The organism is Pseudomonas sp. VEM90, assembly GCF_054611535.1.
Genome location: NZ_JBTRAR010000010.1, coordinates 87,827 through 110,666, shown reverse-complemented (window position 1 = coordinate 110,666; position 22,840 = coordinate 87,827). Strand labels below are relative to the sequence as shown.

Genomic DNA, 22,840 nt, shown 5'->3' with positions numbered 1-22,840 from the left:
GACTTATCGCACAAGCAGCAATGCCGAATTGGCCAGCTTGACCAGCTCGATCCACTCCTGCGTACTGATTGACCCGGCTTGCTCAAGCGCCTCGGCATTGCGCAGTGCCTGATCATAGCCCAGCTCATCAAGCTGGCCTTCGGCGAGATAACGCCTACGCCACTCCAGCATGGCTGAAGTGCCTTTCTTGCATTCCATCAATCTATCGACTCCAAGGCAAAATACCCCCGAATAAGCGGCGGCGGGAGACTACACGAAGCTTTTGCACTTGAGAATGACTTGCACCTACCGCTGATCCAGCAGTGCAACGAGGAAGACTACCGGCCATTTGCCAATAGCGTGGGCCCGTCGCTTGAAGTGGACGGGCCGCGCAGGGAAAAAGCAGTTGAACTCAGCTTGGCGGAATGGTGCCAAGAATACCAATCAGAATGGTCAGCAGCAGAAAACCACCCAGGAACAGCGCCAGCTTGCCCATTGGAACCTCTACAGTTGTGATGCGGGAATGGGCACATTGTCGAGCTTGGGCTGATACGGTTACAGATTCAGGTTTATGGAAAAAAAGCGGATCAGATGTGGTGCACAGATACCGCCGGGCTGAATTCAGGCGCAGTGGTTGACGCTGAGCGCGTGTCGCTCGCGGGCCGGCAATTGATACACGAAGTTTCTAAACACGCCTCCAGGCTTGCGCAGTACCTGCGCTGAGTGCGCTGCCCCTCGAAAGCTCCCGAACCCAGCCAATACGCTAGATTGCGCTTGCTTGGGAGGACACGATCTGAAACACGACTTGTAGGATTATTTACCGAACTCTGTAGGAAAGGGCGCAGCAATGAGTCTTGCCTGTATGAAATATCAGTTTCTCCGGCAAATTCGAGCTGCTACGGTCCATTTTTCCTACAACGGTACGGAAGCCTACAGCGTGAGAAAAGCATGGACTCGTTCAAAACCTCTGCACTGAAGTTGCAGAAAAATCTGCTAGACCTGCGCGTTGCGCGTGAGCGCCTGAGAGGTGAAGGCAAAGACAAGGAAGCGGATCAACTCGCTGGGCCGATCGCGCGGCTTGAGGAGGCCATCCGGCAATTGCCGGATAGCCTGAAGCCCGACACCTTGCAGTGACCTGCAAGGGCCACTGTCATGCTCCACAGCTCAGGCCTACCCATCTCAGAATCAAGCGGTTCTCATCTATATCTGTCCGGTAGTTGGAGCGCGCCATCACGTTGCGCGCCCGTACCCCAAGCCCGGCCAGCGGCCCGCATCGCCCCAGGTAATTGAGGAAGGTGGCCGGCAGGTCACATTGCAGGTGGGTATTTCAGCCTGCATGGCCACAACAGCTTTACCGTGCGGCGCTTTACTCTGGCAGCGACGCCTTGTTCGCCATCATCGCTGACTTCGAACTGCCCCAGCAGCTTCTGCAACTTGCTCGGCCAGGTCGGTCAGGTGCTCCCACTACTCGGGTGCAGCAGCCTCCAGAACTGCTCGCAGATCGCACAACAGTTCGATAATCGCACAAATTCAGCCAAACCCTCTCTACTGTTGCCCTATCTTGCGGCACGCTATAGCGAAAGTCAGCAAGCCAAATCACGTGCTGACAGGCCCATCGCTTCACGCGCTCCGGCCAGCCCGACAACCACAACTCCAGGAACAACCAGGAGCTCGCCTTGATCAATAAAACGTACGAGTCCATCGCCAGCGCGGTGGAAGGGATCACCGACGGTTCGACCATCATGGTCGGTGGCTTCGGCACGGCTGGCATGCCGTCCGAGCTGATCGATGGCCTCATTGCCACCGGTGCCCGCGACCTGACCATCATCAGCAACAACGCCGGCAACGGCGAGATCGGCCTGGCCGCCCTGCTCATGGCAGGCAGCGTGCGCAAGGTGGTCTGCTCGTTCCCGCGCCAGTCCGACTCCTACGTGTTCGACGAGCTGTACCGGGCCGGCAAGATCGAGCTGGAAGTGGTGCCGCAGGGCAACCTGGCCGAGCGTATCCGCGCCGCAGGCTCCGGCATTGGTGCGTTCTTCTCACCAACCGGCTACGGCACCCTGCTGGCCGAGGGCAAGGAAACCCGTGAGATCGACGGCCGCATGTACGTGCTGGAAATGCCGTTGCACGCCGACTTCGCACTGATCAAGGCGCACAAGGGTGACCGTTGGGGCAACCTGACCTACCGCAAGGCCGCACGCAACTTCGGCCCGATCATGGCCATGGCTGCCAAGACCGCCATCGCCCAGGTCGACCAAGTCGTCGAACTTGGTGAACTGGACCCGGAACACATCATCACCCCGGGTATCTTCGTCCAGCGCGTGGTCGCCGTCACCGGTGCTGCCGCTTCTTCGATTGCCAAAGCTGTCTGAGGCCTCCCATGACCATCACCAAAAAGCTCTCCCGCACCGAGATGGCCCAACGCGTGGCCGCAGATATCCAGGAAGGCGCGTACGTAAACCTGGGCATTGGCGCGCCAACCCTGGTGGCCAACTACCTGGGCGACAAGGAAGTGTTCCTGCACAGCGAGAATGGCCTGCTGGGCATGGGCCCAAGCCCTGCGCCGGGCGAAGAAGACGATGACCTGATCAACGCCGGCAAGCAGCACGTCACCCTGCTGACCGGTGGTGCTTTCTTCCACCATGCCGATTCGTTCTCGATGATGCGTGGCGGCCACCTGGACATCGCTGTACTGGGCGCCTTCCAGGTGTCGGTAAAGGGCGACCTGGCCAACTGGCACACCGGTGCCGAAGGTTCGATCCCGGCCGTAGGCGGCGCAATGGACCTGGCCACCGGCGCCCGCCAGGTATTCGTGATGATGGACCACCTGACCAAGACCGGCGAAAGCAAGCTGGTGCCCGAGTGCACCTACCCGCTGACCGGCATTGCTTGCGTCAGCCGCATCTACACCGACCTGGCCGTACTGGAAGTGACACCTGAAGGACTGAAAGTGATCGAGATCTGCGCGGACATCGATTTTGACGAGCTGCAGAAGCTCAGTGGTGTGTCGCTGATCAAGTGATCCAGGAAGCCTTAGGCTCTGTACGAAAAGTCTTGAGACGCAGGTCAGGCAAGGCGAAAACAGCCGAGGAACGGCCGGGGTCGCGCCCGACTGTACTGGAGGACATGAGCATTCCGAGGCTGTTTTCAACGCAGCATGAACAAGTATCAAGGCTTTTCGTAAAGAGCCTAGGGCTTTCCATGCCCTCTGCGGCATTATCGATAGTGCCGCACAAGCGCCGCGAGCAGGGAGCACGCGGTGCTTGAGGCCGCCTTTCCAACCGCTTCGGAGCCGATAGACGAGAACTCTCGGAGAGGTCAACCCAATGAGCTATCGAGCGGGAGCCAGATAACGGCGTAAAAAATCCCAACCCACGACTTTACGCCTTTTTTACTCGACATTACCGTAGAGCAGGCAATACTGCCGGCATTGTCCCAACGAGCTCCCTCAATGCCGCTTCCCGCATTGCGTTTCATCGCGTTCATTATTGGTGTATTCCTGATCACGTTGGCCGTCAGCATGGTGATTCCGATGCTGACGCTGCTGGTGTACGACCGCAGCGACGACCTCGGTGCATTCGTCTGGTCGAGCCTGATCGTTCTGTGTGCCGGCCTGCTCATGGTAGCCCGCGGCGTCCCCGACACACCGCAACTGCGGACCAGGGATATGTATCTGCTCACGACGGCAAGCTGGGTCATCGTGTGCGCATTCGCGGCGCTGCCAATGGTGTTCATTCGACACATCAGTTACACGGATGCGTTCTTCGAGACCATGTCGGGAATCACCACCACCGGCTCGACCGTGCTGACCGGCCTGGACAGTGCATCGCCGGGGCTGCTGATATGGCGTTCCCTGCTGCACTGGCTGGGAGGCATTGGTTTTATCGGCATGGCCGTGGCGATCCTGCCACTGCTGCGCGTGGGCGGCATGCGCCTGTTCCAGACCGAGTCTTCGGATTGGTCTGACAAAGTGACGCCGCGTTCGCATGTGGCAGCCAAGATGATCCTGCTGGTCTACCTGGGCCTGACAGCATTGGGGACATGCGCGTTGTGGGCCGCCGGCATGACCCCGTTCGAAGCCATCAATCATTCGATGTCGCTGGTTTCAACCGGTGGTTTCTCTACCTCGGATGCCTCTCTGGGTCATTGGAGACAGCCTGCGGTGCATTGGGTAGCCGTGGTCATCATGATACTCGGCAGCCTGCCCTTCACGCTGTATGTCGCCACGCTGCGGGGCCATCGACGCATCCTGCTCAAGGACCATCAGGTTCGCGGTTTCATTGGCTTTCTCGCCTTCGTCTGGCTCACGGTCGGAACCTGGCTCTGCTGGCACAGCGATCTGGCCTGGTGGGATGCGTTTCGTATCGTTGCGGTCAATGTGACCTCGGTGGTGACCACCACGGGCGTTGCCGTGGGTGATTACACGCTCTGGGGCAGCTTCGCCATCATGCTGTTCTTTTACCTGACGTTCATCGGCGGGTGCTCGGGCTCTACCGCCGGCGGTTTGAAAATATTCCGTTTCCAGGTGGCCGCTGCCTTGCTTGTCAGCAGCCTGAAACAGTTGATCCATCCACGGGCAACAATCTCGAAGAAATACAATGGGCACCCCATCGATGAAGAGATCGTTCGCTCATTGCTGACGTTCTCGTTCTTCTTCTCCGTCACCATCGCGATCATCGCCCTTGGCCTCTCTCTGATAGGGCTCGACTGGATGACGGCGTTGAGTGGGGCTGCCACCGCCGTATGCAACGTCGGCCCAGGCCTGGGCACACTTATCGGTCCTGCAGGTAATTTCGCCTCCTTGCCGGACGCAGCGAAATGGTTACTGACCATCGGCATGCTGCTTGGACGGCTCGAAATCCTCACCGTACTGGTACTGGTCTCGCCAGTCTTCTGGCGATTCTAAGGCGGAGGTCATCCGGCCAATCAGCCATAAAATTGGGCAGGGACTGCATATTCGTTCTAGGTTTACTGGCGCAGGAATAACAACAACAAGCGGAGAACGACGCCATGAACCGAGCCCTTCGCCTGGCATTGGCCAGCACCTTGTTTACGGTCTGCGCGGCTGCCCAGGCCGCACCGACCTTCATCAACATCCTCACAGGCGGTACCAGTGGTGTCTATTACCCGGTAGGCGTAGGCATTTCACAGATCTACAGCCACGGCATCGAAGGCAGCAAGACCACGGTGCAAGCCACCAAGGCCTCGGTAGAGAACCTCAACCTGTTGCAAGCCGGTCGAGGGGAGTTGGCATTCGCGCTGGGGGATTCGGTGTCAGATGCCTGGAAGGGCGATGCAGAGGCTGGATTCAAAACGCCCTTGAAGAAACTCCGCGCCATCGCCGGCACCTACCCGAACTACATCCAGATCGTCGCCAGCAAGGAGTCGGGGATCACCTCCCTGTCAGACCTCAAAGGCAAGCGTATCTCGGTTGGGGCACCCAAGTCCGGCACCGAGCTGAATGCCCGCGCCATCTTCAAAGCCGCAGGGCTTACCTACCAGGACATGGGAAAAGTTGAATACCTGCCCTATGCGGAGTCCGTCGAACTGATCAAGAACCGTCAGCTTGACGCCACGCTGCAATCCTCAGGGCTCGGTCAAGCAGCTATCCGGGACCTGGCCGCGACCTTGCCGGTAGTGTTCGTGCCTATCCCTGCCGACGTCGTGACCCGCATTGGCAACAACGCCTACCAACCCGCCACCATTCCTGCCAACACCTATGATGGTCAGAGTGCGGACGTATCAACGGCGGCCATCAACAACATCCTCGTCACCCGCGCCGATATCGGCGATGACCTGGCCTATCAGATGACCAAGCTGATATTCGAGAACCTTCCTCGCCTGGTCACGGCCCACGCTGCAGCGAAAGATATCCAGGCGGAGAATGCCGCCAAGAACCTGCCCATTCCGCTGCATCCAGGAGCAGAGAGGTACTTCAAGGAGAAAAACCTGCTCCCCTGATGACATTCTCGAGCCATGGAGCAGCGTATGAGTGATACAGCGCAAGGTCTTCACGCCAGCACCGATCGCTGGCCTGCCGCGCTTTTTGCCGTGGCACTGGTCTTTTCGGTTTTCCAGATCGCCACGGCGGCCTTCCCTCTGATTTCCACCCAAGTACTGCGTGCAATACACGTGGGGTTCCTGTTGCTGGTGGTGTACCTGAGCTATTCATTCGTTGGCCACCGTCGGCCGTGGCAACCCCTTGCCTGGCTGCTGGGTCTTGCGGGAATGGCGACGGCCACATACCAGTGGTACTTCGAAGGGGATCTGATTCAACGCTCCGGCGAACTGACCACCAGTGACCTGATCGTGGGGCTGTTGCTTATTGGTTTGGTCTTTGAAGCCGCGCGGCGCGTCATGGGCATAGCGTTGCCCATCATTTGCGCCCTGTTTCTGGCCTATGGGTTGCTTGGCCAACACTTGCCAGGCGAACTCGCGCATCGAGGCTACGGCCTCGATCAGATCGTCAATCAGTTGGCCTTCGGCACCGAGGGGCTGTATGGCACACCGACCTATGTCTCAGCCACCTACATTTACCTGTTCATCCTGTTCGGCGCATTTCTCGAGCAGGCGGGCATGATTCGTCTGTTCACCGATTTCGCCATGGGGCTGTTCGGCCATCGCAGCGGAGGGCCGGCCAAAGTGTCGGTGTTCTCCTCGGCACTGATGGGTACCATTACCGGCTCGGGGGTGGCCAATGTCGTCACCACCGGACAGTTCACCATTCCGCTGATGAAGCGTTTTGGCTACAAACCTGCATTTGCCGGTGGCGTCGAGGCGACCTCCAGCATGGGCAGCCAGCTGATGCCGCCGGTGATGGGCGCCGTGGCGTTCATCATGGCCGAGACGATCAACGTGCCCTACGCCGAGGTGGCGAAAGCCGCGCTCATCCCAGCATTGCTGTACTTCGGCTCGGTCTACTGGATGGTCCACCTGGAGGCTCGGCGCAGCCATCTGCATGGTTTGCCGCGCGAACAGTGCCCGAGTGCCTGGAATGCGTTGCGACAACGCTGGTTCCTGCTCGTACCGCTGATGGTCCTGGTCGCGCTGTTGTTTTCCGGGCGAACACCTTTGTACTCGGGAATGGTCGGCCTGGCCCTGACTGCCATCGTCATCCTAGGCTCGGCGATCATCCTGCGCGCTCAAAAAACCTGGCTGCGCGCGGCTTTCTGGGTTGCACTCGGGATACTGTGTTCAGGTTTTTTCCGCATGGGGATCGGGGTGATCCTGATGGTCATTGCCGGCCTGGCCATTGCGTGCTGCTTTGTCCAGGGCGGCCGCGCCACCCTGCACGCATGCGTCATGGCCCTCGCGGAAGGTGCCCGTCATGCGGTACCGGTGGGTATTGCCTGTGCGCTGGTCGGTGTCATTATCGGCGTCATCTCGCTGACCGGCCTGGCCACCACCTTTGCCGGATACATTCTTGACCTGGGACGCGACAACCTGTTCCTTTCGCTGGTGTTGACCATGCTCACCTGCCTGGTACTGGGTATGGGCATTCCGACCATCCCCAACTACATCATCACCAGTTCCATTGCTGCCCCGGCCCTGTTGGAACTCGGGGTCCCGCTGATCGTCTCGCACATGTTCGTGTTCTATTTCGGCATCCTGGCCGACCTGACGCCGCCCGTGGCATTGGCGTGCTTTGCAGCGGCCCCTATTGCCAAGGAAAAAGGCCTGTTGATCAGCTTCTGGGCGGTGCGCATTGCCTTGGCCGGTTTCGTTGTGCCCTTCATGGCAGTCTATGACCCGGCGTTGATGATGCAAGGTGAAGGCATGGGCAGCACGCTGTACATGGTGATCAAGGCGGCGTTCGCGGTTGCCCTTTGGGGGTGTGCGTCGATCGGGCATTTGCGTGCCCCCATGCCTTGGTGGGAGCGCCTGCTGGCGTTCACTGCTGGCGTGTCATTGATACTCGCCCTGCCCATCAGCGATGAGGTCGGTTTTGTTTTGGGTGCGGCAGTGCTGGGTTGGCACTACTGGCGAAGCCGACCGGCTTCTGGACACCCCGCATGATCAGCCTTTGCGTTGGGCTGGCCGGTGTGGTCTGGGTCAGCCTGCCACTGAACGAGTTTACCCTCGCGTGGCAGCACAGTATCGAAAAGGTCCGCTGGGAAGAGGATTATCAAGTGACCTCGGCTGGCCTGGTACTGGTAGAGGCCCGGGTAAAAGGCAGCGGGGCCGGCATGGAGATTCCGGACGACGCTCAACTGCGCGACGGCACTTGGCACTATCGTCGTCATCTACCACCGCTGCAGCCCTTGCATGCCGGGCGAACGCCCGAGGCTGGCGACTATCAGGTCTGCACGACAACCGGGTGCCAGCCGCTGTCCCATTGGTTAGGACCGCCGAGCGAACGCATTGCTGCAGTAGACTTCTGGGCCTGCGAAAATCCGCCTTTGGACAGCAGGCGAACCGCCCTGCCCTGACTGCGCCAGGGCAGGACCGAATCCAGTTCAGCCCACCACGTGCAAGTATTGCAGGTGGCGTTCGTACTGATCCAGGATGTCACCAATCACATCGTCGCGGCTCCACCCCATGATGTCGTAGTCCTGGCCCCCTTCTCGCAGATGCACTTCCGCACGGAAATACTTGCGCGCATCGCCACCGTCTTCGGTGTCCTGCATGACGAAGCTTGGCGTATTGAAGGCCCGTGGCCGCACCTCGTAGAGGAAACGCCCTTCACCGGCATGGGAGAGCTCCAGGGATACCCGTCCATCATCGCGCTCATTCACGCTCACCTCGTAGCCTTGCTTACGCAACTCCTGGGCGACCTCTTCGCAGGCAGGCCTCACCACCTCGGCGATAAAGCGGGTGACATGAACCCGGCGCGGCATCAATGCAATATTGCGCAGCCTCCGCTGCCAGCCGCCGTGTGGGTGGCGGGTATGGCGTGGGCCTGGCAACGCTTGATTGCGCAACCCGCGGCGAGTCGCATCAAGACTCAGCGCCTTGAACAAGCCCCAAATCGCAACCAGCAAGATGACCGCGAACGGCAGAGCGCTCGCAATGGTCGCGGTCTGCAGCGCCTTGAGGCCGTTCGCCAGCAGCAACGCGATCGCGACCGCGCCGATGCAGATTGACCAGAAGATACGTTGCCACAGGGGTGAATGACCTTTTCCGGAGGAGGCGAGCATATCCACGACCAGCGCACCAGAGTCCGCCGAGGTCACAAAGAACACGACCACCATAAGCACCGCGACCAACGAAATGATGCTGGAGAACGGGAAATGCTCCAGGAAAGCGAACAAGGCGAGGGAACTGTCTTCACTGACCACAGTAGCCAGATCCTTTACACCATCGTTGAGGATCATATGGATTGCCGAGTCACCGAACACCGTCATCCACAGCAAGGTGAAACCCGCCGGTACGAACAATACGCCGCAGACGAATTCCCGGATGGTCCGCCCTCGCGAAATACGTGCGATGAACAAACCCACGAAGGGCGACCAGGACAACCACCAGCCCCAGTACAGCAAGGTCCAGCCACCGATCCAGTCGGTGGGCTCGTAAGCGTAGAGATTGAAGGTTTTATTGACGATATCCGAAAGGTAAGCGCCGGTATTCTGTACATAGGTCTGCAGCAGGAACACCGTAGGCCCAAGCAGCAGCACGAACAGCATCAGAATCACCGCCAGGCTCAGGTTGAGCTCGGACAGGATGCGAATACCTTTGTCCAGGCCGCTGGCCACTGAAAGCGTCGCCAATGCGCAGGTGGCGGTGATGAGGATGACTTGCACGGTAGTGTTTACCGGCAAACCGAACACATGATGAAACCCGCTGTTGATCTGCAATACCCCGTAACCCAGCGAGGTCGCCACACCGAACACCGTGCCGAGGATGGCAAAGACATCGACGGCATGGCCTATAGGGCCATAGATTCGCTCACCAATCAGCGGATAGAGTGCCGAACGCAAGGTTAACGGCAGGCCGTTGCGGAAGCTGAAGTAGGCCAGGATCAGCGCGACGATGGCATAGATCGCCCACGCATGCAGGCCCCAGTGGAAAAAGGTGATTTTCATGGCTTCCCGTGCCGCAGCGACGGTGCCAGGATCGCCCACGGGCGGTGTGGCGAAATGCATGACCGGTTCGGCCACGCCGAAGAACATGAGGCCAATCCCCATACCCGCCGAGAACAGCATGGCGAACCAACTGCTCTTGCGGTAATCCGGCTCACTGTGGTCAGGGCCTAGCTTGATGTCGCCATAGCGGCTGACAGCCAGAAACACCACACTGATCAACACCAGCGCTACAACAAGAATGTAGAACCAGCTGGCATTGGTGATGATCCATCGCTGGACTTGCTCGAACAGCGTCTGGGCGTGCTCCTGAAATGCCGTGGCGTACAAGACCAGCAGAAAGATAAGTATCGCACTGGTGTAGAAAACGGGTGGATTGAGGGTGCTCCTGGGTTTGGGGGCTGCAGTCATAGCGGCCGTTCTCCTTGCAAGGCGATGAGCACAGCGTGCCTGAGCACGACGACATTTACCAAGGCTAGCAGTTGGATAAATTCCCGTTTGCCAAGCCTCGTGTGCTCGGAAATAACCACAAACCCTAACGTCTGCAGGAAAAAATCTCAAACCGACATGCCTTTGGAGTGAATGGTTTGGCGCTTTTTGTTCATCTGAGAGTGGTTATTCGGTAGACTAGCGGACGGGTGCCAGCTGCACGGTGCAGTGAGGCAGGTTAAAGAACAGCGCAGGTCGGGCCGCCATGCGGGAGCACCTGCGCCTATGCATAAAAAAGAATTACCTCGCGCCCAAGACCTGGCCGAGCGAGCCTTCGCCAACCTTGAGCGCTTTTTGCACATTGAAGCGGTCAGCGGCATCGTTCTGTTGATTGCCGCAGTCGCTGCACTGATCTGGGCGAACTCCCCGGCTGCCGACAGTTATGAAGCCCTTTGGCATACGCCGTTGACATTCGGCGTGGGCTCGCATGTCTATTCGCAGTCCCTGCACTTCTGGATCAATGATGGCTTGATGACCATCTTTTTCCTGGTCGTGGGCATGGAGATCCGCCGCGAGATCCACGAGGGCGCACTGTCCAGCCTGCGCCAAGCCACACTTCCCATGGCAGCCGCTGTCGGCGGCGTAGCGGTACCCGCACTCCTCTACCTGAGTTTTGGTCACGCGCCAGCAGACCAACAAGGTTGGGCAGTGCCAACGGCGACGGATATCGCCTTTGCGGTGGGCGTACTGGCACTGCTCGGCAAGTCGATCCCGTCCAATGTACGTGTGTTCCTCCTCGCCCTGGCAATCATCGATGACATCATCGCAGTCCTGATCATCGCGTTCTTCTATTCTGGCGGCCTTGATTACACCGGTTTCGGCGTTGCACTGATCGGCCTGCTCATGGTGATCGGGCTTCAGAAGATCGGTGTGGGTTCAGCCTTCGCCTATGTCATTCCTGGCGCGATCGTCTGGCTGGGCATCTTGTTGACCGGCGCCCACCCGACTCTCGCAGGTGTTGTGCTAGGCCTGATGACACCTGTCACCGCAATGCCCATGCGTGAGCGCCCGCTGGATGCCATTACCCGCTTCACCGGCGAATTGCTGGGGCGCGCCAAGGCGCCTGAGCAAGATGCCAGCGACCTCATTGATCCTTTGAAACGGCTGCGCCTGGCCCAGCGCGAACTGCTGCCGCCGGTGGTGCGTATGCAAGGGACCCTGCACCCTTGGGTAGCCTACGGCATCATGCCCGTGTTTGCCTTGGCCAATGCCGGGGTAAGCCTTTCGGGTGTCGACCTGTCCGCTGAAGGCCCCCAGTGGGTCATGATCGCCGTCGCTGTCGCCCTGGTCGCAGGAAAGCCCTTGGGCATCGTCAGCGTTAGCTGGCTGATGGTCCGCCTGGGCTGGTGCGAGCTTCCCGCCGAGGTCAACTGGCGTAGCATCATGCTGGTCGGGCTGCTGGCCGGCATCGGTTTCACCATGTCGATCTTCATCGCCAACCTCGCTTTCGTCGACCCTGGCTCACTCGGGGCAGCGAAACTCGGTGTGCTATCCGCGTCATTGATCGCGGCCGTGCTAGGTTTGACCTGGGGGATGTGGAGCATGCGTAAGGCAGCACCTGCTACCAAAGCAAGTTCGGCCTCCTAGCCACATTCTGGCACTGGCGATCCGTTGCATGTGAGCAAACGGATCGCCACGCCTGGCACGACTACAACCTGTGTCGGGTAGGCCTGCCTGGGAAAACACGCCATACTCACGGCTTTCCAAGTCAGCCATGTGTGGACCATGCCCGAACCTACCCGTCCTGCACCTTCACTCTCCCGCCGTTCACGCTGGCGAGAATGGCGTCAGCGACTGGCGTTCTGGATCGGGGCGTTGCTGGTGGGGCTGGTTGCGCTGGCATTCGCCTGGCTAGCCGACGCGGCGTTCGCTTCGTTCAAGCGTTTGCTGGAATGGGCACCCTGGTCACCTCTTCTCATCACTCCGCTTGGTTTCGCGCTCCTGGCTTATCTGACGCAACGGTGGTTTGAAAATGCCAAGGGTAGCGGCATTCCCCAAGTCATAGCCGCCCTGGAAGTGCCCTCTCGCCGGCTGCGCGCCCGATTGCTCTCGCTCCCTGTGGCTGCAGCACGCATGAGCCTGACGTTGGGCGCCCTGCTGGTCGGCGGTTCGGTTGGCCGGGAAGGCCCGACCGTCCACATCGGCGCCGCTGTGCTCTATTCCTTTGGCCGACGTTTAGGCCTGCATGGCCGGCGCACCATCGCTGGCCTGGTGCTCGCCGGAGGCGCCGCGGGTATTGCGGCAGCCTTCAATACACCTTTAGCGGGGGTGGTCTTTGCCATTGAGGAGTTGAGCCGCACGTTCGAGCAACGTTTCAGCGGCCTGGTGCTCACTGCGGTGCTGATCGGTGGGGTCGTCACGCTGGGGCTGATGGGGCATTACGCCTATTTTGGAGAAATCAGCGGTCGAATGCCGGTGGGCTGGGGCTGGAGCGTCGTGCCTGCCTGTGCAGTCCTGGGCGGGCTGCTGGGTGGTTTTTACGCCAAGCTTGTGCTGCCCACCGACAAGGGCATACTCGGCCAGGTCTGTGCATTACGCGGACGCTATCCAGTGCGCTTTGCTGCCATCTGTGGCTTGTTGCTGGCCACGTTGGGGCTCGTCTCTGGCAATCATGTATTCGGCACCGGGTACGAAGAAACGCGAGCATTGCTGGAGGGGCAACCGATCACGGACGCAAGCTTTCTCCTCTGGAAGTTTCTGGCCAACGTCGCGTCCTATCTTTCCGGGATTCCTGGCGGGCTCTTTTCGCCTTCGCTGAGCATCGGCGCCGCCTTTGCGCCCCTGTTGAGCTTGCTGCCCGATGTTGATCCCCAGGCAGGCGCACTACTCGGCATGGGCGCATACCTGGCCGGTGTGACACGCTCGCCACTGACCGCCTCGGTCATCGTGCTTGAATTGACACACAGCCCGGACCTGGCCATTCCCATGTTGGCATCGACACTGATGGCGGCGGCCATCTCTGGATGGGTGTCTCCGGTCTCGCTTTACCATGCCTTGGCCAAGCAGATTACCGACAAGCTTCATGCTGCCGCGTCTTCTTCCACAGAGCCCGCCCCTAGCCAAGCAAGCGCTACTGAAAAACCTTGAGCAGCACCAAGCCTGCCCTGAGGGGGACAGGGCTCCCAACAGGGCGGAACTGTCGCGCGCATTCACGCCTCCGTAGAGTCTGTTGGCTGCTTTAGCACCCCGAGCAACAGCAGGTCGAACGCCTTGCCAGCCTGCGCCAAGCATGCATTGCCGTCTTCGGCCTCCGCGATCCACACAGCCGCTTCAGCCAAGCTGCCGTAGATCAACGCAGCCAGCGCTTGAGCGTGCGCGTTGACGAAAACGCCCTGTAGCACCAGGTTGTCGATCAACTGGCGCAGCGACTCTATGCAATACCGCTGGGCCTCAGGCGAGCCGCCACCCAACACCGCTCTGGCGTCGCGCAGCACGATGCGCTGGATCTCGGGCTCCAGCGCCATCTCCAGGTAGGCGTGGCAGCGCTGGCGGAAGCCGTCCAAAGCGTTATCGGCGGTCTCGGTAATGGCACGCAGGCGCTCGTCCATTTCAGCGTCGAGCTGCTCGACGACGGCTGCCAGCAACCCCTTCTTGTCGCCAAAGTGGTGATACAACGCCCCCCGTGTCAAGCCCGCCCGGGCGGTCAGATCATCCATCGAGGCGTGCGCAAACCCCTGCTCGGTGAACATCTGGCGGGCGGTGGCCAGTAACAGGGCTCGGGTTTCTTGCATTGCGGCGCGGGTGCGGCGAACCATCCAGCTATTCCTTGTGTTCTGGCGGCATGGGGTGGGCGTATACGAGTATTCATACCGCTTGCACGCATTGTCTTGGGCGCGAGGCGCACTGACAAGCCTGTCGTATCGTCGCGCGGTGACCGAGCCCCCAAGCCTGGCGGTCCCTGAAGCCGATCAAAGCGAATACGACGCCTGTCGGGCTCGGTCGCGCATGCGCTGGTAGCCCCAAAGCGCGACCAACAACACTGCGGCCCCGGCGGCCAAGGCCACGTTGAATCCGGCCTGGGCACCCCACACATCGACCACCTGCCCAGATGCTGCGGCACCGCCGGCAACTCCAACGTTGAGACCGGCGAGCAACCAGGTCATCCCTTCGGTCAGCTTGCTTTCGGGCACGATGCGCTCTACCAGCGACATCGCCACGATCATGGTCGGGGCGAAGAACAGGCCCGCGACCAGCACGGCGATGGCCAGCCCGATGATGTTTCCCACCACCAGCAGCGGCAAGGTTGTCGCCGCAGTCGCCAACCCACCCAGCAGTAGCAGCTTGTGTAGCGGGATATCGAGTTTCAGGACACCGAACACCAGCCCCGCGACACAGGAGCCGATGGCATAACAGGACAGCACCACGCTAGCCGCAGCCGGCATGTCCATCTGCTCGGCGAATGCCACGCTGACGATGTCGACCGTACCGACGATCAAGCCCATAGCAACCATTAGCAAGGTCAGCAGGCGTACGTCGGCCAGCCTGAACACCGACATGCTGTCTTGCCCGGTGGCGGCATCGGCCTCTACTGGCGGCTCGGTGCCGACCTGCACCGCCAAGGCGAACACGCCGATGGCCAGGAAGATGGCAGCAACCAGTGTACCGGCCTGCGGAAGTACCGCCACGCTCAGCCCCACCGAAATCGGCGGGCCAGCAATGAAGGTGACTTCGTCAAGAACGGTTTCCAGCGAGTAGGCTGTCTTCAGTTGCGCCTTGCCGCGGTAAATCGCGGTCCAGCGCGCGCGCACCATCGCCGACATGCTGGGCATGAAGCCGGCGAGCGCGGCCCCGACGAACAGGGTCCAGTCCGCCAACTGCCAATAGCTGCAAGCCAACAGCAGAAGGATGCCCAGCACGCTGAGCCCGGCGGCGGCCGGCAATAAGCGGCCCTGGCCATGGCGGTCGACCAGGCGCGAGATCTGCGGCGACATCAGTGCATAGGTCAGCACGAAGGTGGCCGCCACCGCACCGGCCAGGCCGTAACTGCCGGTGATCTGCGACAACATGGTGATGATCCCGATACCGGTCATCGGCAACGGCAACCGGGCCAGCAGGCCGGCCAAGGCGAAGCCCTTGGCGCCTCTGGCCTGGAACAACTCGCGGTAGGTACTGAACACGCTCGACTCCCCTTATCGAAAGGCCCTTGGGCAGTCACGCTCAAGGTAAATTACATGCAGCTCGTATGATTAAAACCTTATTATCATACGCACTGAATGTAAACCCTCATGATCCGCCGAGAACGCCCTTATTCAGCCACCCTGCCCTGTGACGCCTTGCGTGTCGCGAGCGGTCGTTCGCCGTCGAGCGTGAGTTGAACAGTGTGGGCGATGCCCTCCGCGCTTAGGAGGCGCGGGTCAAAAAGGTGGGCAATCTGCGCAACAAGCCCACCGGGACTTGGCTTGCATCACCCATTAGAGGAAGGAGTGCGGAACGATGGTACCGTCCCAATTTCAAGCGATTGAGTAGAGATGAGAAAGGCCCATCATTCGATGAGCCCTGTCAGGCGCCTACGTGCGAAGGCATCAGGCGGCACGCCCGGCGGCACCAAAGCCTTACAACTTCCAGTCCAGGCTGACCATCATTGTCCGTGGCTCACCTTGGTAAACGCCGTTGTAGAATCCAACGTTGTTGTAGTAATGCTCATCGAACAGATTCTTCACGTTAACCGACGCTGACAGGTGTTCATCGATTTGATAGCGTGCCATCAGCCCAACCACCGAGAACGCCTTCTGGCCGATCTTGTCTTTGGCAGTGATGATCCTGTCACCATCGCGCCCCACTGGGCGGTTGGCCATTTTGAAGTTGTCGCTCTGCCAATCCAGGCTCGCCCCAACGGTCAATGCCGGGTTCATCTTGTAGGTGCTGGAGAAGCGCACAAGGTTCAATGGCTGCTCGGTATTCTTTCGCTTTTTCTCGGCTGTGGCGGCATGGGTGTAGCTGTAACCCAGGCTCATCTGCCAATCGGTCATCACCTCGCCCGCGACTTCAGCTTCGAAACCTTCAACGACTACACCTTTACCGCCGCTTTTGTAGAAAACTTCATTGCCATTGGGCGGCACCGAGTCATCCTGTTCCGCCACGTTATCCTGTTTACTGCGGAACACGGCAGTACTCAGGTTCAGCCTTTCTTCGAACATACTGCCCTTGAGACCTACCTCATAGACTTTGCCAACGATAGGTTCGATGTACTGCTTGTTGACGTCTCTCACGGTCTGCGGGTTAAAAATGTCGGTATAACTGACATAGGCGGTGAACTGGTCATTCAGGTCAAAGAGCACACCGGCGTAGGGTGTCCACTGATCGTTTTGCGTCTGCTTGGTAGTGGACTGACCGGCGACATTCAGGGCGTCGTCATAGTCCCATTCCCGACGCTCCGTTTCCCAACTGCCGTAGCGGCTGCCAACCACGAAGTGAAGGCGGTCTGTCGGGTTCAGCCGTGTTGCGATGTAACCCGCTTTCTGACGGGTGTAGGAGCGCGAACTGTCCAGTCCGGTATCGATGTCATAGAACTTGGGGATAGACCCCATGTACTTCCAGTCAGGAATCTTGTTGTAGTCTTGGGGCACTGGAAGACCAAGGCGATATGGCTCACTATTGCGCCGTTCTGACTCGCCGTAGCCGATCATGAAGTCATGACTGCGCCCCATCAATTGGAAGGGGCCAGCGAGGTTGAAGTCGATCGCATCCATCTTCTCCTCCCCACCAAAATGCGCGTACCAGGCCCGCATGCCACTGCGATCAGCCTCCGGGAAACCATTACCTCCGTAGTACACCTTGCCGTCACTGTCGGTTTGCCGATGGGTGTAGGCCACTTTCATCAGCCAGTCGTTACCCAGGCGCTGATCAAGGGTTGCGAATACCGTCTGGTCTTTCAATGGCCAGGAGGACCATGGGGCGCTGAGGTTGGTCGAGCGTGGGAGATTGGCTTTACTGCCATCGGCATTCCAGAAAGGCACCGTACCCCATGAGGAACCTTGGACGTGCTTGTTCTGATAGTCATATCCCACCGCCAGGACCGTGCTGTCGGTCAGGTCGGCTTCGAGCACGCCATACGCCACCTCACGCTGGGTGGCATATTTATTCATGAACGACTTGTTGTCGCGATACGCCAACACTGTGCGACCGCGCAGCCGCCCCTCCCAGCCTAATGGGCCGCCGACATCCAGGTAGGTGTAGTAGTTGTCGTAGCTGCCCCCACTGACACCGCTCTTGACCGCCAGCTCATGCGTTGGCCGCTTGCGCACCATTGCGATAGTGCCCGAGGGATCACCAGCGCCTGTCGTCAGTCCAGTGGCTCCGCGAACGACCTCAATTCGATCGTAGATGATGGTATCCGAGTCGGACTTAAGCCCCGAGAACGTATTGAGCATTCCATCGATCTGGAAATTATTGATCGCGTAACCACGTGAGTAGTAGCTAGGTCGCTCCGAGTCATTTCGCTGAACCGTTACCCCCGTCACATGGGCCATGGCCTCGGACAGCGTGTTGAGCTGGAAATCGTCCAGCTGCTGCCGGGATATCACCGAGACCGATTGGGGTGTTTCCTTGATCGAGAGATTCAAGCGCGTGGCTGCGCTCATGCTCCCGGTAGTGTAGGAGCCACTGTTCTCAGTGGTACTACCCAAGCTGGTAGCGACCACATCAGTGGAACCAAGCTCCAGCACACTGTCCTCGGATTTGGTTTCTGCCTCAGCCAGCGAAAACGGGCAGAAGACGGAAGCACACAGGCCGAGAGTGAGTGTCATGGAAGGGTTGATCGACGGGGGCATCGCGGGCTGACTCCTTGTTCATGAAAAATCCTTGGCGCAGGAATCTACATGAAAATCATCTGCATGTGATAATTAATATCATCTTCGTGATGGCAGCCCTTCCCCATCGCCCCTCTTGGGAGCAGGGTTCTTTGAGGGTTGAGGGATTCCACCGTCCGCGGCGACAGTTGCCAAAGCGCGTGAGATCTACTGCTCCACTCAGGTTCAAGCGCTCAGGCGAGAAGGTCGAGCACACCAGTGGCACCGCGTATCGCTGCTCGGGAAGGTCGCCGAGATCGTCGGCGAGTCTCTGCGCAAAGGCGCCCAATGCCACATCGAGGGCAATGGGGCATACCTCGACGGCAATGATCTTCAAGCATTGCGCGAAGTGAGTCAGCCAGGACGGCCGGGATGCGGGGGATGAACCAGGCGCTCAGGCGGGCCTGAACCCAATAAAGGGGGCCGCAAGGGCCCCTTTCTTCTGCCTGTCATTCCCAAAGTGTTCCCAAAACGCTCCCATTTGAGGGTCAAGCGGCTGCGAACATCAATGAAATCAAGCACTTGTATGGCGGAAGCGTAGAGATTCGAACTCTAGGATAGTTGCCCATCGACGGTTTCAAGACCGTGGTACAAATCCACGCCCTATGTGGACTGCACGGCAAAATCGCTTCCAAAACATTGGCGAAACGGCACAACTACAGGCCGCAAAATCCAAAGGTCGCCGTTTCAGTTTTGGAATCGATTTTTGTGCTTTCAGAGCTCGCCAATAGTCATACATGTCTAATTTTCAGTAGAACTCGCCGTTAACGAACGTGCGCTGACCGGCAAACCGAACAGACGGTCAAACAACCAGCTGAAAGAGAAAGAATAGACTAAGAAAAACACCAGAATGGCGATTTCCATTCGAATGGCATTATAGAAGCTAATCTGGTACCACCACATGTACACCGGGATTATGAAGCATATCAAACCAACCTCGAAGCCAATCGCCTGGGTAGCTCGCCTTAACAAGCTGCGGGCTTTGATAAGCTGTCGAGACTCCCAGTATTCAAATGCGGTGTTGTAGACAAAATTCCAAGTTGTGGCGATGACAGAAATACATATTGCGACTGGCGTCGATTCAATTGGCTTACCGCCGGCTAAGTAGGCCAATATAAAAGAAGAAAATGCAATCGCGAAACATTCGTACAAACTCACATAAAAAACACGACGCTGCCAAGGTTTTAGAGCCATAGTCAGACATTCCTTGATGGACTTTGTGGCGGACCCCCTATTTTAGATTATTTCGATAATCGATCAGCCTTCCGGGCCGATTGAGAGATAAGCTTTCGAAGCTCCATTTTTACCAGATCCGCCAGCAACTGTCAAAGCGCTTAAAGCTCGCCAACAGGGGTTATATCAATGCTCATAGTTTTTGATGGCGCTTCAGGATGATGAAAGAAATAACTCACCCAGCTCGAAACCGGACTTTCTCCAAGGAGTCCTTAAGCATCACAACGAGAAACCTTATAACTTAGGTTAATTTTATTTCGCGCCATGCATTCATCATTCTTCAGCGCAACTCCAAATCCTGGAGCTGGCTTAGAATCTTGCTCAGCAGATAAATCATTACAAGATAGAACCTGTGACTCCCTCTCGCTTCTTAGGTAGGCTCCAAAACTTAAGCAAGGACTTGAACCATAATAAAAATACCCATTTAGACCGACTGCTGCCCTTCACGAAGGGCAACTAACGGCCAGGATAGATCATTCGAAATGGTCTATAGAAACAGGGGCTGACTGGTAATACAGCCCCTCCTCATAACAGGTCAACCGGTTTTCTTACTGTGTCCGCCGCGGTCTTACTCTGAAAGCTGAGCAGGCAGTAAGTGAATAAGAGCCAGCGCGCAGCAGATGAAACTACTGAGGAATGGCTGCAATCACCGAGATTTCTACCAGCAACTCTGGGCTGGCCATCTTAGCCTCGACACAGGCACGCGCAGGGGCGAAGCCTGACGGCACCCAGCTGTCCCATACACTGTTCATTTCGGCAAACAGGCTCATATCCTTCAGGTAGATGGTGGCCGACAGCAACTGCTCACGGTTGCTGCCGACCGACTCCAGCAGCGCATCGACCTTAGCCAGCATGGTGCGTGTTTGCTCGGCGATGCCGGCGCTACGGTCCTCTGCGACCTGGCCGCATAAGTAGGCAGTCTGGTTATGAACCACGACTCGGCTCATGCGCGCGGCTGTTTCATATCGGCTAATGCTCATCACTTCTCCTATTGAAGTTTCATGTTGAAATGACAGGCTACTGCTTGCCCCCACGGCTCACAAGCGAAGCCAGCTCCCCCAGGGAAAGCAGCTTGATCGGCGCACGGATGGTGTAATACCCCACTTGCTCGATGTCGACATTGCGCTCGGCGGCAATGATCTGCGCCAAAGTAAGGCCACACATGCGGCCCTGACAGAGCCCCATGCCCGCACGACTAAAAGCCTTGGTCTGATTCGGACCGCTACAGCCACCCCCCACGAAGCGGCGGATATCGCCGGCACTGACCTCCTCGCAACGACAGACGATTGTGTCATCAGCCGGCCGCAGAAATTCGGCTGCCGGTTGGTAAAGCACATCCAGAAACGGCCTGATAGCCATCAACCCGCCCAGGGTCTGGCGCACCGGCCGTGCCAACCTGTCCCGTTCAGTGCTGGAGAGGCGTCCCAGTTGGCAGGCAACTTGACAGGCCGTCAGGCGCCCGAAGTGCTCTGCAGCTAATGCGCCACCTATCCCCGCTGAGTCGCCGGCGACGAAAACACCGTTGATCGAAGTTTCGCCCCAGGCATCGATCTGCGGATGCCAGCATTGCTGTTGTTCGTGCCATGAATGTCGCGCATCCATCACGCAGGTCAACTGGACATTGGGCACCACGCCCTGATGCACCATGAGTGACTGGCACTTAATCAACTGGCTACGGCCCTGATGCTGAAAGTGCACTTGCGCCAGGCGGCCGCTGCTGTCGGCGTAGGCGCGCAGCTGCGTCACCCCGCTGCGCATCTTGATCCCAGCCTTGCGCAGCGAGAGTAGATAGCCCAGCCCCTTGAGCAGCATGCGCCAGCCCCGGAGCGCCCCGACCCCATGGCGCAGTGCCTTGAAGTAGTTGGCTGACGGCGTGGTATCCAGCACTGCGCTGATCGGCCCGCCAGCTTTGTGCAGTTGCCAGGCAATCAACAGCAACATCACGCCGGGTAGGGTCCAGCCCGGGAAGGGGACCGGCCGCTCCTGTGCGCCGGTGGCCAGCAAGATTTTCGCCGCACGCAAGGTGCGACTCTGGCCGCCGATCTGCCCACCCGGGACGGCTTGTTCGTCAAGCAGGGCGACATCCAGACCATGCTGGCAGGCCGAAGTCGCGGCGGCCACACGCGGGCCGATCTCGGGTACCAGAGCTTTGAGTTGGGCATATTCGAGCACCTTGAATGAGTAATCGGCCCCCGTCTGTTCGCGCATCGCACAGAGCATGCGACTACGCGACACACAAGACTGACAAAGTAAAAGCGTGGCTGGCAGCGTATCCGCGCTACCCGGTGCATTTCACGCCTACTTCGGCATTTTGGTTGAATCTGGTGGAGCGCGTCTTCTCGACACTGAGCGAGAAATGGATCAAGCGCCAGGCACATACCAGCGTGAAAGATCTAGAGGAGTCTATTGAGTACTACCTGTCCACTCATAACGCCAACCGCCGCCCCTTTCGCTGGCATCGAAAGGCCGATCACATCTTGGCGAGCGTCGGCCGTGCAGCCGAGGCTGCTAGGCCGAAAAATATGAGCGTTACTTGCGAAACACCACAGAAATTGCGACTGGCTTCGCGGGTTCTCTCGGGTTTCATCCTGCAGTCGGCGTAGTTCCGCCTCCGCATTGTTGGCGGCCTGGGTGGTTTACGACAGCACCAGACTGCTGGTCAGCAGGCTGTGTGATAGAAATCGGTGCATAGGCTCCCTCCAGATGGCTTTCAACGCGCTGTACAGCGCATTTCCGGCCCCTGATAGCCCCACACTACGATGGCCTCGCCATGGTGCTCCCATAAACTCTCATTTTGTCCCTGGTAGCGCGCGCCGCTTGCCGTCTGTTCTAGGTACATCAGCGAACTGCGGTCACCGAACTCGACGATGGCCGTGGGCGGCTCGGTGCGGAAGAAGCTGGCAACCACTTCCTTGGCCGGGTTGCCGTCACACTGGTAGAACACCGGGCCGTTGGCCTCGACCAGCCGGTAGCGCGCCTGCAGTTCGGCGATGCGCAGGCGATAGCTGTCGGCGATGCAGGTAGGCTGGTCCGCGCTTTTCCAGCAATCGTTGCGGCCCTTGATCCAGCCCCGTTGCTCGGCCTTGAGCACCGGCGGATGTTCATTGCCGGCCTTCTGCTGCGCGGCCGTATAGACCTCGGCCATTTGCCGGTCTAGTGCCGAGAGCGACTCGCTCTGGCAGATTTGTTGTTCGATGCTGCCGGCCACGACCTGAGTGCAGTTGAAGGCAGGTCCCGCAGCTTGGGTGTGCGACAGAGGCAGAGTGAGCAGCAGAGGAAGCCAGTGTTTCATGGGAACCACCATTAGCGATTAAAAATACTGGGCTCAGTCTA

At 58.8% G+C, this 22,840-nt stretch carries 18 protein-coding genes and 3 pseudogenes; 11 read left to right on the top strand and 10 right to left on the bottom strand.

Translation table 11 applies throughout. From position 1 onward, the window contains the following. Positions 1-3: 3 nt before the first annotated feature. Entirely contained in the window at positions 4-198 is a 195-nt protein-coding gene (locus tag ACYCCG_RS11970; RefSeq protein WP_339443018.1) for a hypothetical protein, read from the bottom strand. A 729-nt stretch (positions 199-927) separates the two neighbouring features. Between ACYCCG_RS11970 and ACYCCG_RS11965 the strand changes: the two genes are divergently transcribed. Then, positions 928-1,113: a hypothetical protein gene (locus ACYCCG_RS11965; RefSeq protein WP_176682314.1), complete on the top strand. Its 186-nt coding sequence runs from the start codon at positions 928-930 to the stop codon at positions 1,111-1,113. Positions 1,114-1,129: 16 nt separating this feature from the next. On the opposite strand, the pseudogene ACYCCG_RS11960 reads toward ACYCCG_RS11965, so the two are convergent. Further along, positions 1,130-1,270 (bottom strand): annotated as a pseudogene (locus ACYCCG_RS11960) (OprD family outer membrane porin); the annotation flags it as partial. A 385-nt stretch (positions 1,271-1,655) separates the two neighbouring features. Between ACYCCG_RS11960 and ACYCCG_RS11955 the strand changes: the two are divergent. The 6 genes from ACYCCG_RS11955 to ACYCCG_RS11930 all read left to right on the top strand — a co-directional run bounded on the left by ACYCCG_RS11955 (position 1,656) and on the right by ACYCCG_RS11930 (position 8,408). Next, positions 1,656-2,351, top strand: coding sequence for a 3-oxoacid CoA-transferase subunit A (locus ACYCCG_RS11955; RefSeq protein ID WP_010954768.1), 696 nt, complete (start codon positions 1,656-1,658; stop codon positions 2,349-2,351). 8 nt (positions 2,352-2,359) lie between these two features. Continuing rightward, the gene (locus ACYCCG_RS11950) at positions 2,360-3,001 is read left to right on the top strand and encodes a 3-oxoacid CoA-transferase subunit B (protein WP_176682313.1); all 642 of its coding nucleotides are present in this window, start codon (positions 2,360-2,362) and stop codon (positions 2,999-3,001) included. Between the two features lie 429 nt (positions 3,002-3,430). Further along, positions 3,431-4,885: a TrkH family potassium uptake protein gene (locus ACYCCG_RS11945; protein WP_176682312.1), complete on the top strand. Its 1,455-nt coding sequence runs from the start codon at positions 3,431-3,433 to the stop codon at positions 4,883-4,885. A gap of 104 nt (positions 4,886-4,989) precedes the next feature. After that, positions 4,990-5,940: a TAXI family TRAP transporter solute-binding subunit gene (locus ACYCCG_RS11940; RefSeq protein WP_176682311.1), complete on the top strand. Its 951-nt coding sequence runs from the start codon at positions 4,990-4,992 to the stop codon at positions 5,938-5,940. Positions 5,941-5,967: 27 nt separating this feature from the next. Further along, complete coding sequence (locus tag ACYCCG_RS11935; RefSeq protein ID WP_209967005.1) at positions 5,968-7,995, top strand: TRAP transporter permease; 2,028 nt, start codon at positions 5,968-5,970, stop codon at positions 7,993-7,995. Further along, the gene (locus ACYCCG_RS11930; RefSeq protein WP_252458724.1) at positions 7,992-8,408 is read left to right on the top strand and encodes a DUF1850 domain-containing protein; all 417 of its coding nucleotides are present in this window, start codon (positions 7,992-7,994) and stop codon (positions 8,406-8,408) included. The genes ACYCCG_RS11935 and ACYCCG_RS11930 overlap by 4 nt, the downstream gene beginning before the upstream one ends. Positions 8,409-8,435: 27 nt before the next feature. On the opposite strand, the gene ACYCCG_RS11925 is transcribed toward ACYCCG_RS11930, so the two are convergent. Next, positions 8,436-10,409, bottom strand: a complete 1,974-nt coding sequence (locus ACYCCG_RS11925) for a BCCT family transporter (protein WP_176682493.1) — start codon at positions 10,407-10,409, stop codon at positions 8,436-8,438. Positions 10,410-10,712: 303 nt separating this feature from the next. Between ACYCCG_RS11925 and nhaA the strand changes: the two genes are divergently transcribed. Together nhaA and ACYCCG_RS11915 are read left to right on the top strand one after the other, a co-directional pair. Continuing rightward, complete coding sequence (nhaA, locus tag ACYCCG_RS11920) at positions 10,713-12,074, top strand: Na+/H+ antiporter NhaA (RefSeq protein ID WP_209967009.1); 1,362 nt, start codon at positions 10,713-10,715, stop codon at positions 12,072-12,074. 138 nt (positions 12,075-12,212) lie between these two features. Next, entirely contained in the window at positions 12,213-13,574 is a 1,362-nt protein-coding gene (locus tag ACYCCG_RS11915) for a chloride channel protein (RefSeq protein ID WP_245355038.1), read from the top strand. A gap of 62 nt (positions 13,575-13,636) precedes the next feature. Here ACYCCG_RS11915 and ACYCCG_RS11910 read toward each other — a convergent pair whose 3' ends face one another. From ACYCCG_RS11910 to ACYCCG_RS11900, 3 genes are all read right to left on the bottom strand, one after another. After that, complete coding sequence (locus ACYCCG_RS11910; protein WP_176682307.1) at positions 13,637-14,242, bottom strand: TetR/AcrR family transcriptional regulator; 606 nt, start codon at positions 14,240-14,242, stop codon at positions 13,637-13,639. A 153-nt stretch (positions 14,243-14,395) separates the two neighbouring features. Continuing rightward, positions 14,396-15,604 carry an MFS transporter gene (locus ACYCCG_RS11905; protein WP_209967012.1) on the bottom strand — a complete coding sequence of 403 codons (1,209 nt, stop codon included), beginning with the start codon at positions 15,602-15,604 and terminating at the stop codon, positions 14,396-14,398. A 435-nt stretch (positions 15,605-16,039) separates the two neighbouring features. Next, positions 16,040-18,256 (bottom strand): TonB-dependent siderophore receptor, encoded by a 2,217-nt coding sequence (locus tag ACYCCG_RS11900; protein ID WP_209967013.1) that lies wholly within the window; start codon positions 18,254-18,256, stop codon positions 16,040-16,042. A gap of 206 nt (positions 18,257-18,462) precedes the next feature. Here ACYCCG_RS11900 and ACYCCG_RS11895 point away from each other — a divergent pair. Beyond that, positions 18,463-18,578: pseudogene (locus ACYCCG_RS11895) on the top strand (single-stranded DNA-binding protein); the annotation flags it as partial. Positions 18,579-19,015: 437 nt separating this feature from the next. Here ACYCCG_RS11895 and ACYCCG_RS11890 read toward each other — a convergent pair. The 3 genes from ACYCCG_RS11890 to ACYCCG_RS11880 all read right to left on the bottom strand — a co-directional run bounded on the left by ACYCCG_RS11890 (position 19,016) and on the right by ACYCCG_RS11880 (position 21,715). Next, positions 19,016-19,468 carry a PACE efflux transporter gene (locus ACYCCG_RS11890; protein ID WP_209967016.1) on the bottom strand — a complete coding sequence of 151 codons (453 nt, stop codon included), beginning with the start codon at positions 19,466-19,468 and terminating at the stop codon, positions 19,016-19,018. Positions 19,469-20,133: 665 nt separating this feature from the next. After that, positions 20,134-20,487, bottom strand: coding sequence for a RidA family protein (locus ACYCCG_RS11885; protein ID WP_176682303.1), 354 nt, complete (start codon positions 20,485-20,487; stop codon positions 20,134-20,136). A gap of 37 nt (positions 20,488-20,524) precedes the next feature. Further along, positions 20,525-21,715 carry an FAD/NAD(P)-dependent oxidoreductase gene (locus tag ACYCCG_RS11880; protein WP_209967018.1) on the bottom strand — a complete coding sequence of 397 codons (1,191 nt, stop codon included), beginning with the start codon at positions 21,713-21,715 and terminating at the stop codon, positions 20,525-20,527. 14 nt (positions 21,716-21,729) lie between these two features. On the opposite strand from ACYCCG_RS11880, the pseudogene ACYCCG_RS11875 reads away from it, so the two are divergent. Continuing rightward, positions 21,730-22,014, top strand: a pseudogene (locus ACYCCG_RS11875) (transposase); the annotation flags it as partial. 203 nt (positions 22,015-22,217) lie between these two features. On the opposite strand, the gene ACYCCG_RS11870 reads toward ACYCCG_RS11875, so the two are convergent. Beyond that, the gene (locus ACYCCG_RS11870; protein ID WP_209967020.1) at positions 22,218-22,799 is read right to left on the bottom strand and encodes an MliC family protein; all 582 of its coding nucleotides are present in this window, start codon (positions 22,797-22,799) and stop codon (positions 22,218-22,220) included. Positions 22,800-22,840: the final 41 nt, after the last annotated feature.

Bases quoted from the DNA above. Each gene is read 5' to 3' on its own strand.
- ACYCCG_RS11930 (WP_252458724.1), top strand. From the start codon at position 7,992: ATGATCAGCCTTTGCGTTGGGCTGGCCGGTGTGGTCTGGGTCAGCCTG.
- ACYCCG_RS11925 (WP_176682493.1), bottom strand. From the start codon at position 10,409: ATGACTGCAGCCCCCAAACCCAGGAGCACCCTCAATCCACCCGTTTTC.
- ACYCCG_RS11885 (WP_176682303.1), bottom strand. From the start codon at position 20,487: ATGAGCATTAGCCGATATGAAACAGCCGCGCGCATGAGCCGAGTCGTG.
- ACYCCG_RS11970 (WP_339443018.1), bottom strand. From the start codon at position 198: ATGGAATGCAAGAAAGGCACTTCAGCCATGCTGGAGTGGCGTAGGCGT.
- ACYCCG_RS11965 (WP_176682314.1), top strand. From the start codon at position 928: ATGGACTCGTTCAAAACCTCTGCACTGAAGTTGCAGAAAAATCTGCTA.
- ACYCCG_RS11890 (WP_209967016.1), bottom strand. From the start codon at position 19,468: ATGGCTCTAAAACCTTGGCAGCGTCGTGTTTTTTATGTGAGTTTGTAC.
- ACYCCG_RS11870 (WP_209967020.1), bottom strand. From the start codon at position 22,799: ATGAAACACTGGCTTCCTCTGCTGCTCACTCTGCCTCTGTCGCACACC.
- ACYCCG_RS11950 (WP_176682313.1), top strand. From the start codon at position 2,360: ATGACCATCACCAAAAAGCTCTCCCGCACCGAGATGGCCCAACGCGTG.
- ACYCCG_RS11940 (WP_176682311.1), top strand. From the start codon at position 4,990: ATGAACCGAGCCCTTCGCCTGGCATTGGCCAGCACCTTGTTTACGGTC.
- nhaA (WP_209967009.1), top strand. From the start codon at position 10,713: ATGCATAAAAAAGAATTACCTCGCGCCCAAGACCTGGCCGAGCGAGCC.
- ACYCCG_RS11915 (WP_245355038.1), top strand. From the start codon at position 12,213: ATGCCCGAACCTACCCGTCCTGCACCTTCACTCTCCCGCCGTTCACGC.
- ACYCCG_RS11910 (WP_176682307.1), bottom strand. From the start codon at position 14,242: ATGGTTCGCCGCACCCGCGCCGCAATGCAAGAAACCCGAGCCCTGTTA.
- ACYCCG_RS11880 (WP_209967018.1), bottom strand. From the start codon at position 21,715: ATGCGCGAACAGACGGGGGCCGATTACTCATTCAAGGTGCTCGAATAT.
- ACYCCG_RS11935 (WP_209967005.1), top strand. From the start codon at position 5,968: ATGAGTGATACAGCGCAAGGTCTTCACGCCAGCACCGATCGCTGGCCT.
- ACYCCG_RS11900 (WP_209967013.1), bottom strand. From the start codon at position 18,256: ATGCCCCCGTCGATCAACCCTTCCATGACACTCACTCTCGGCCTGTGT.
- ACYCCG_RS11945 (WP_176682312.1), top strand. From the start codon at position 3,431: ATGCCGCTTCCCGCATTGCGTTTCATCGCGTTCATTATTGGTGTATTC.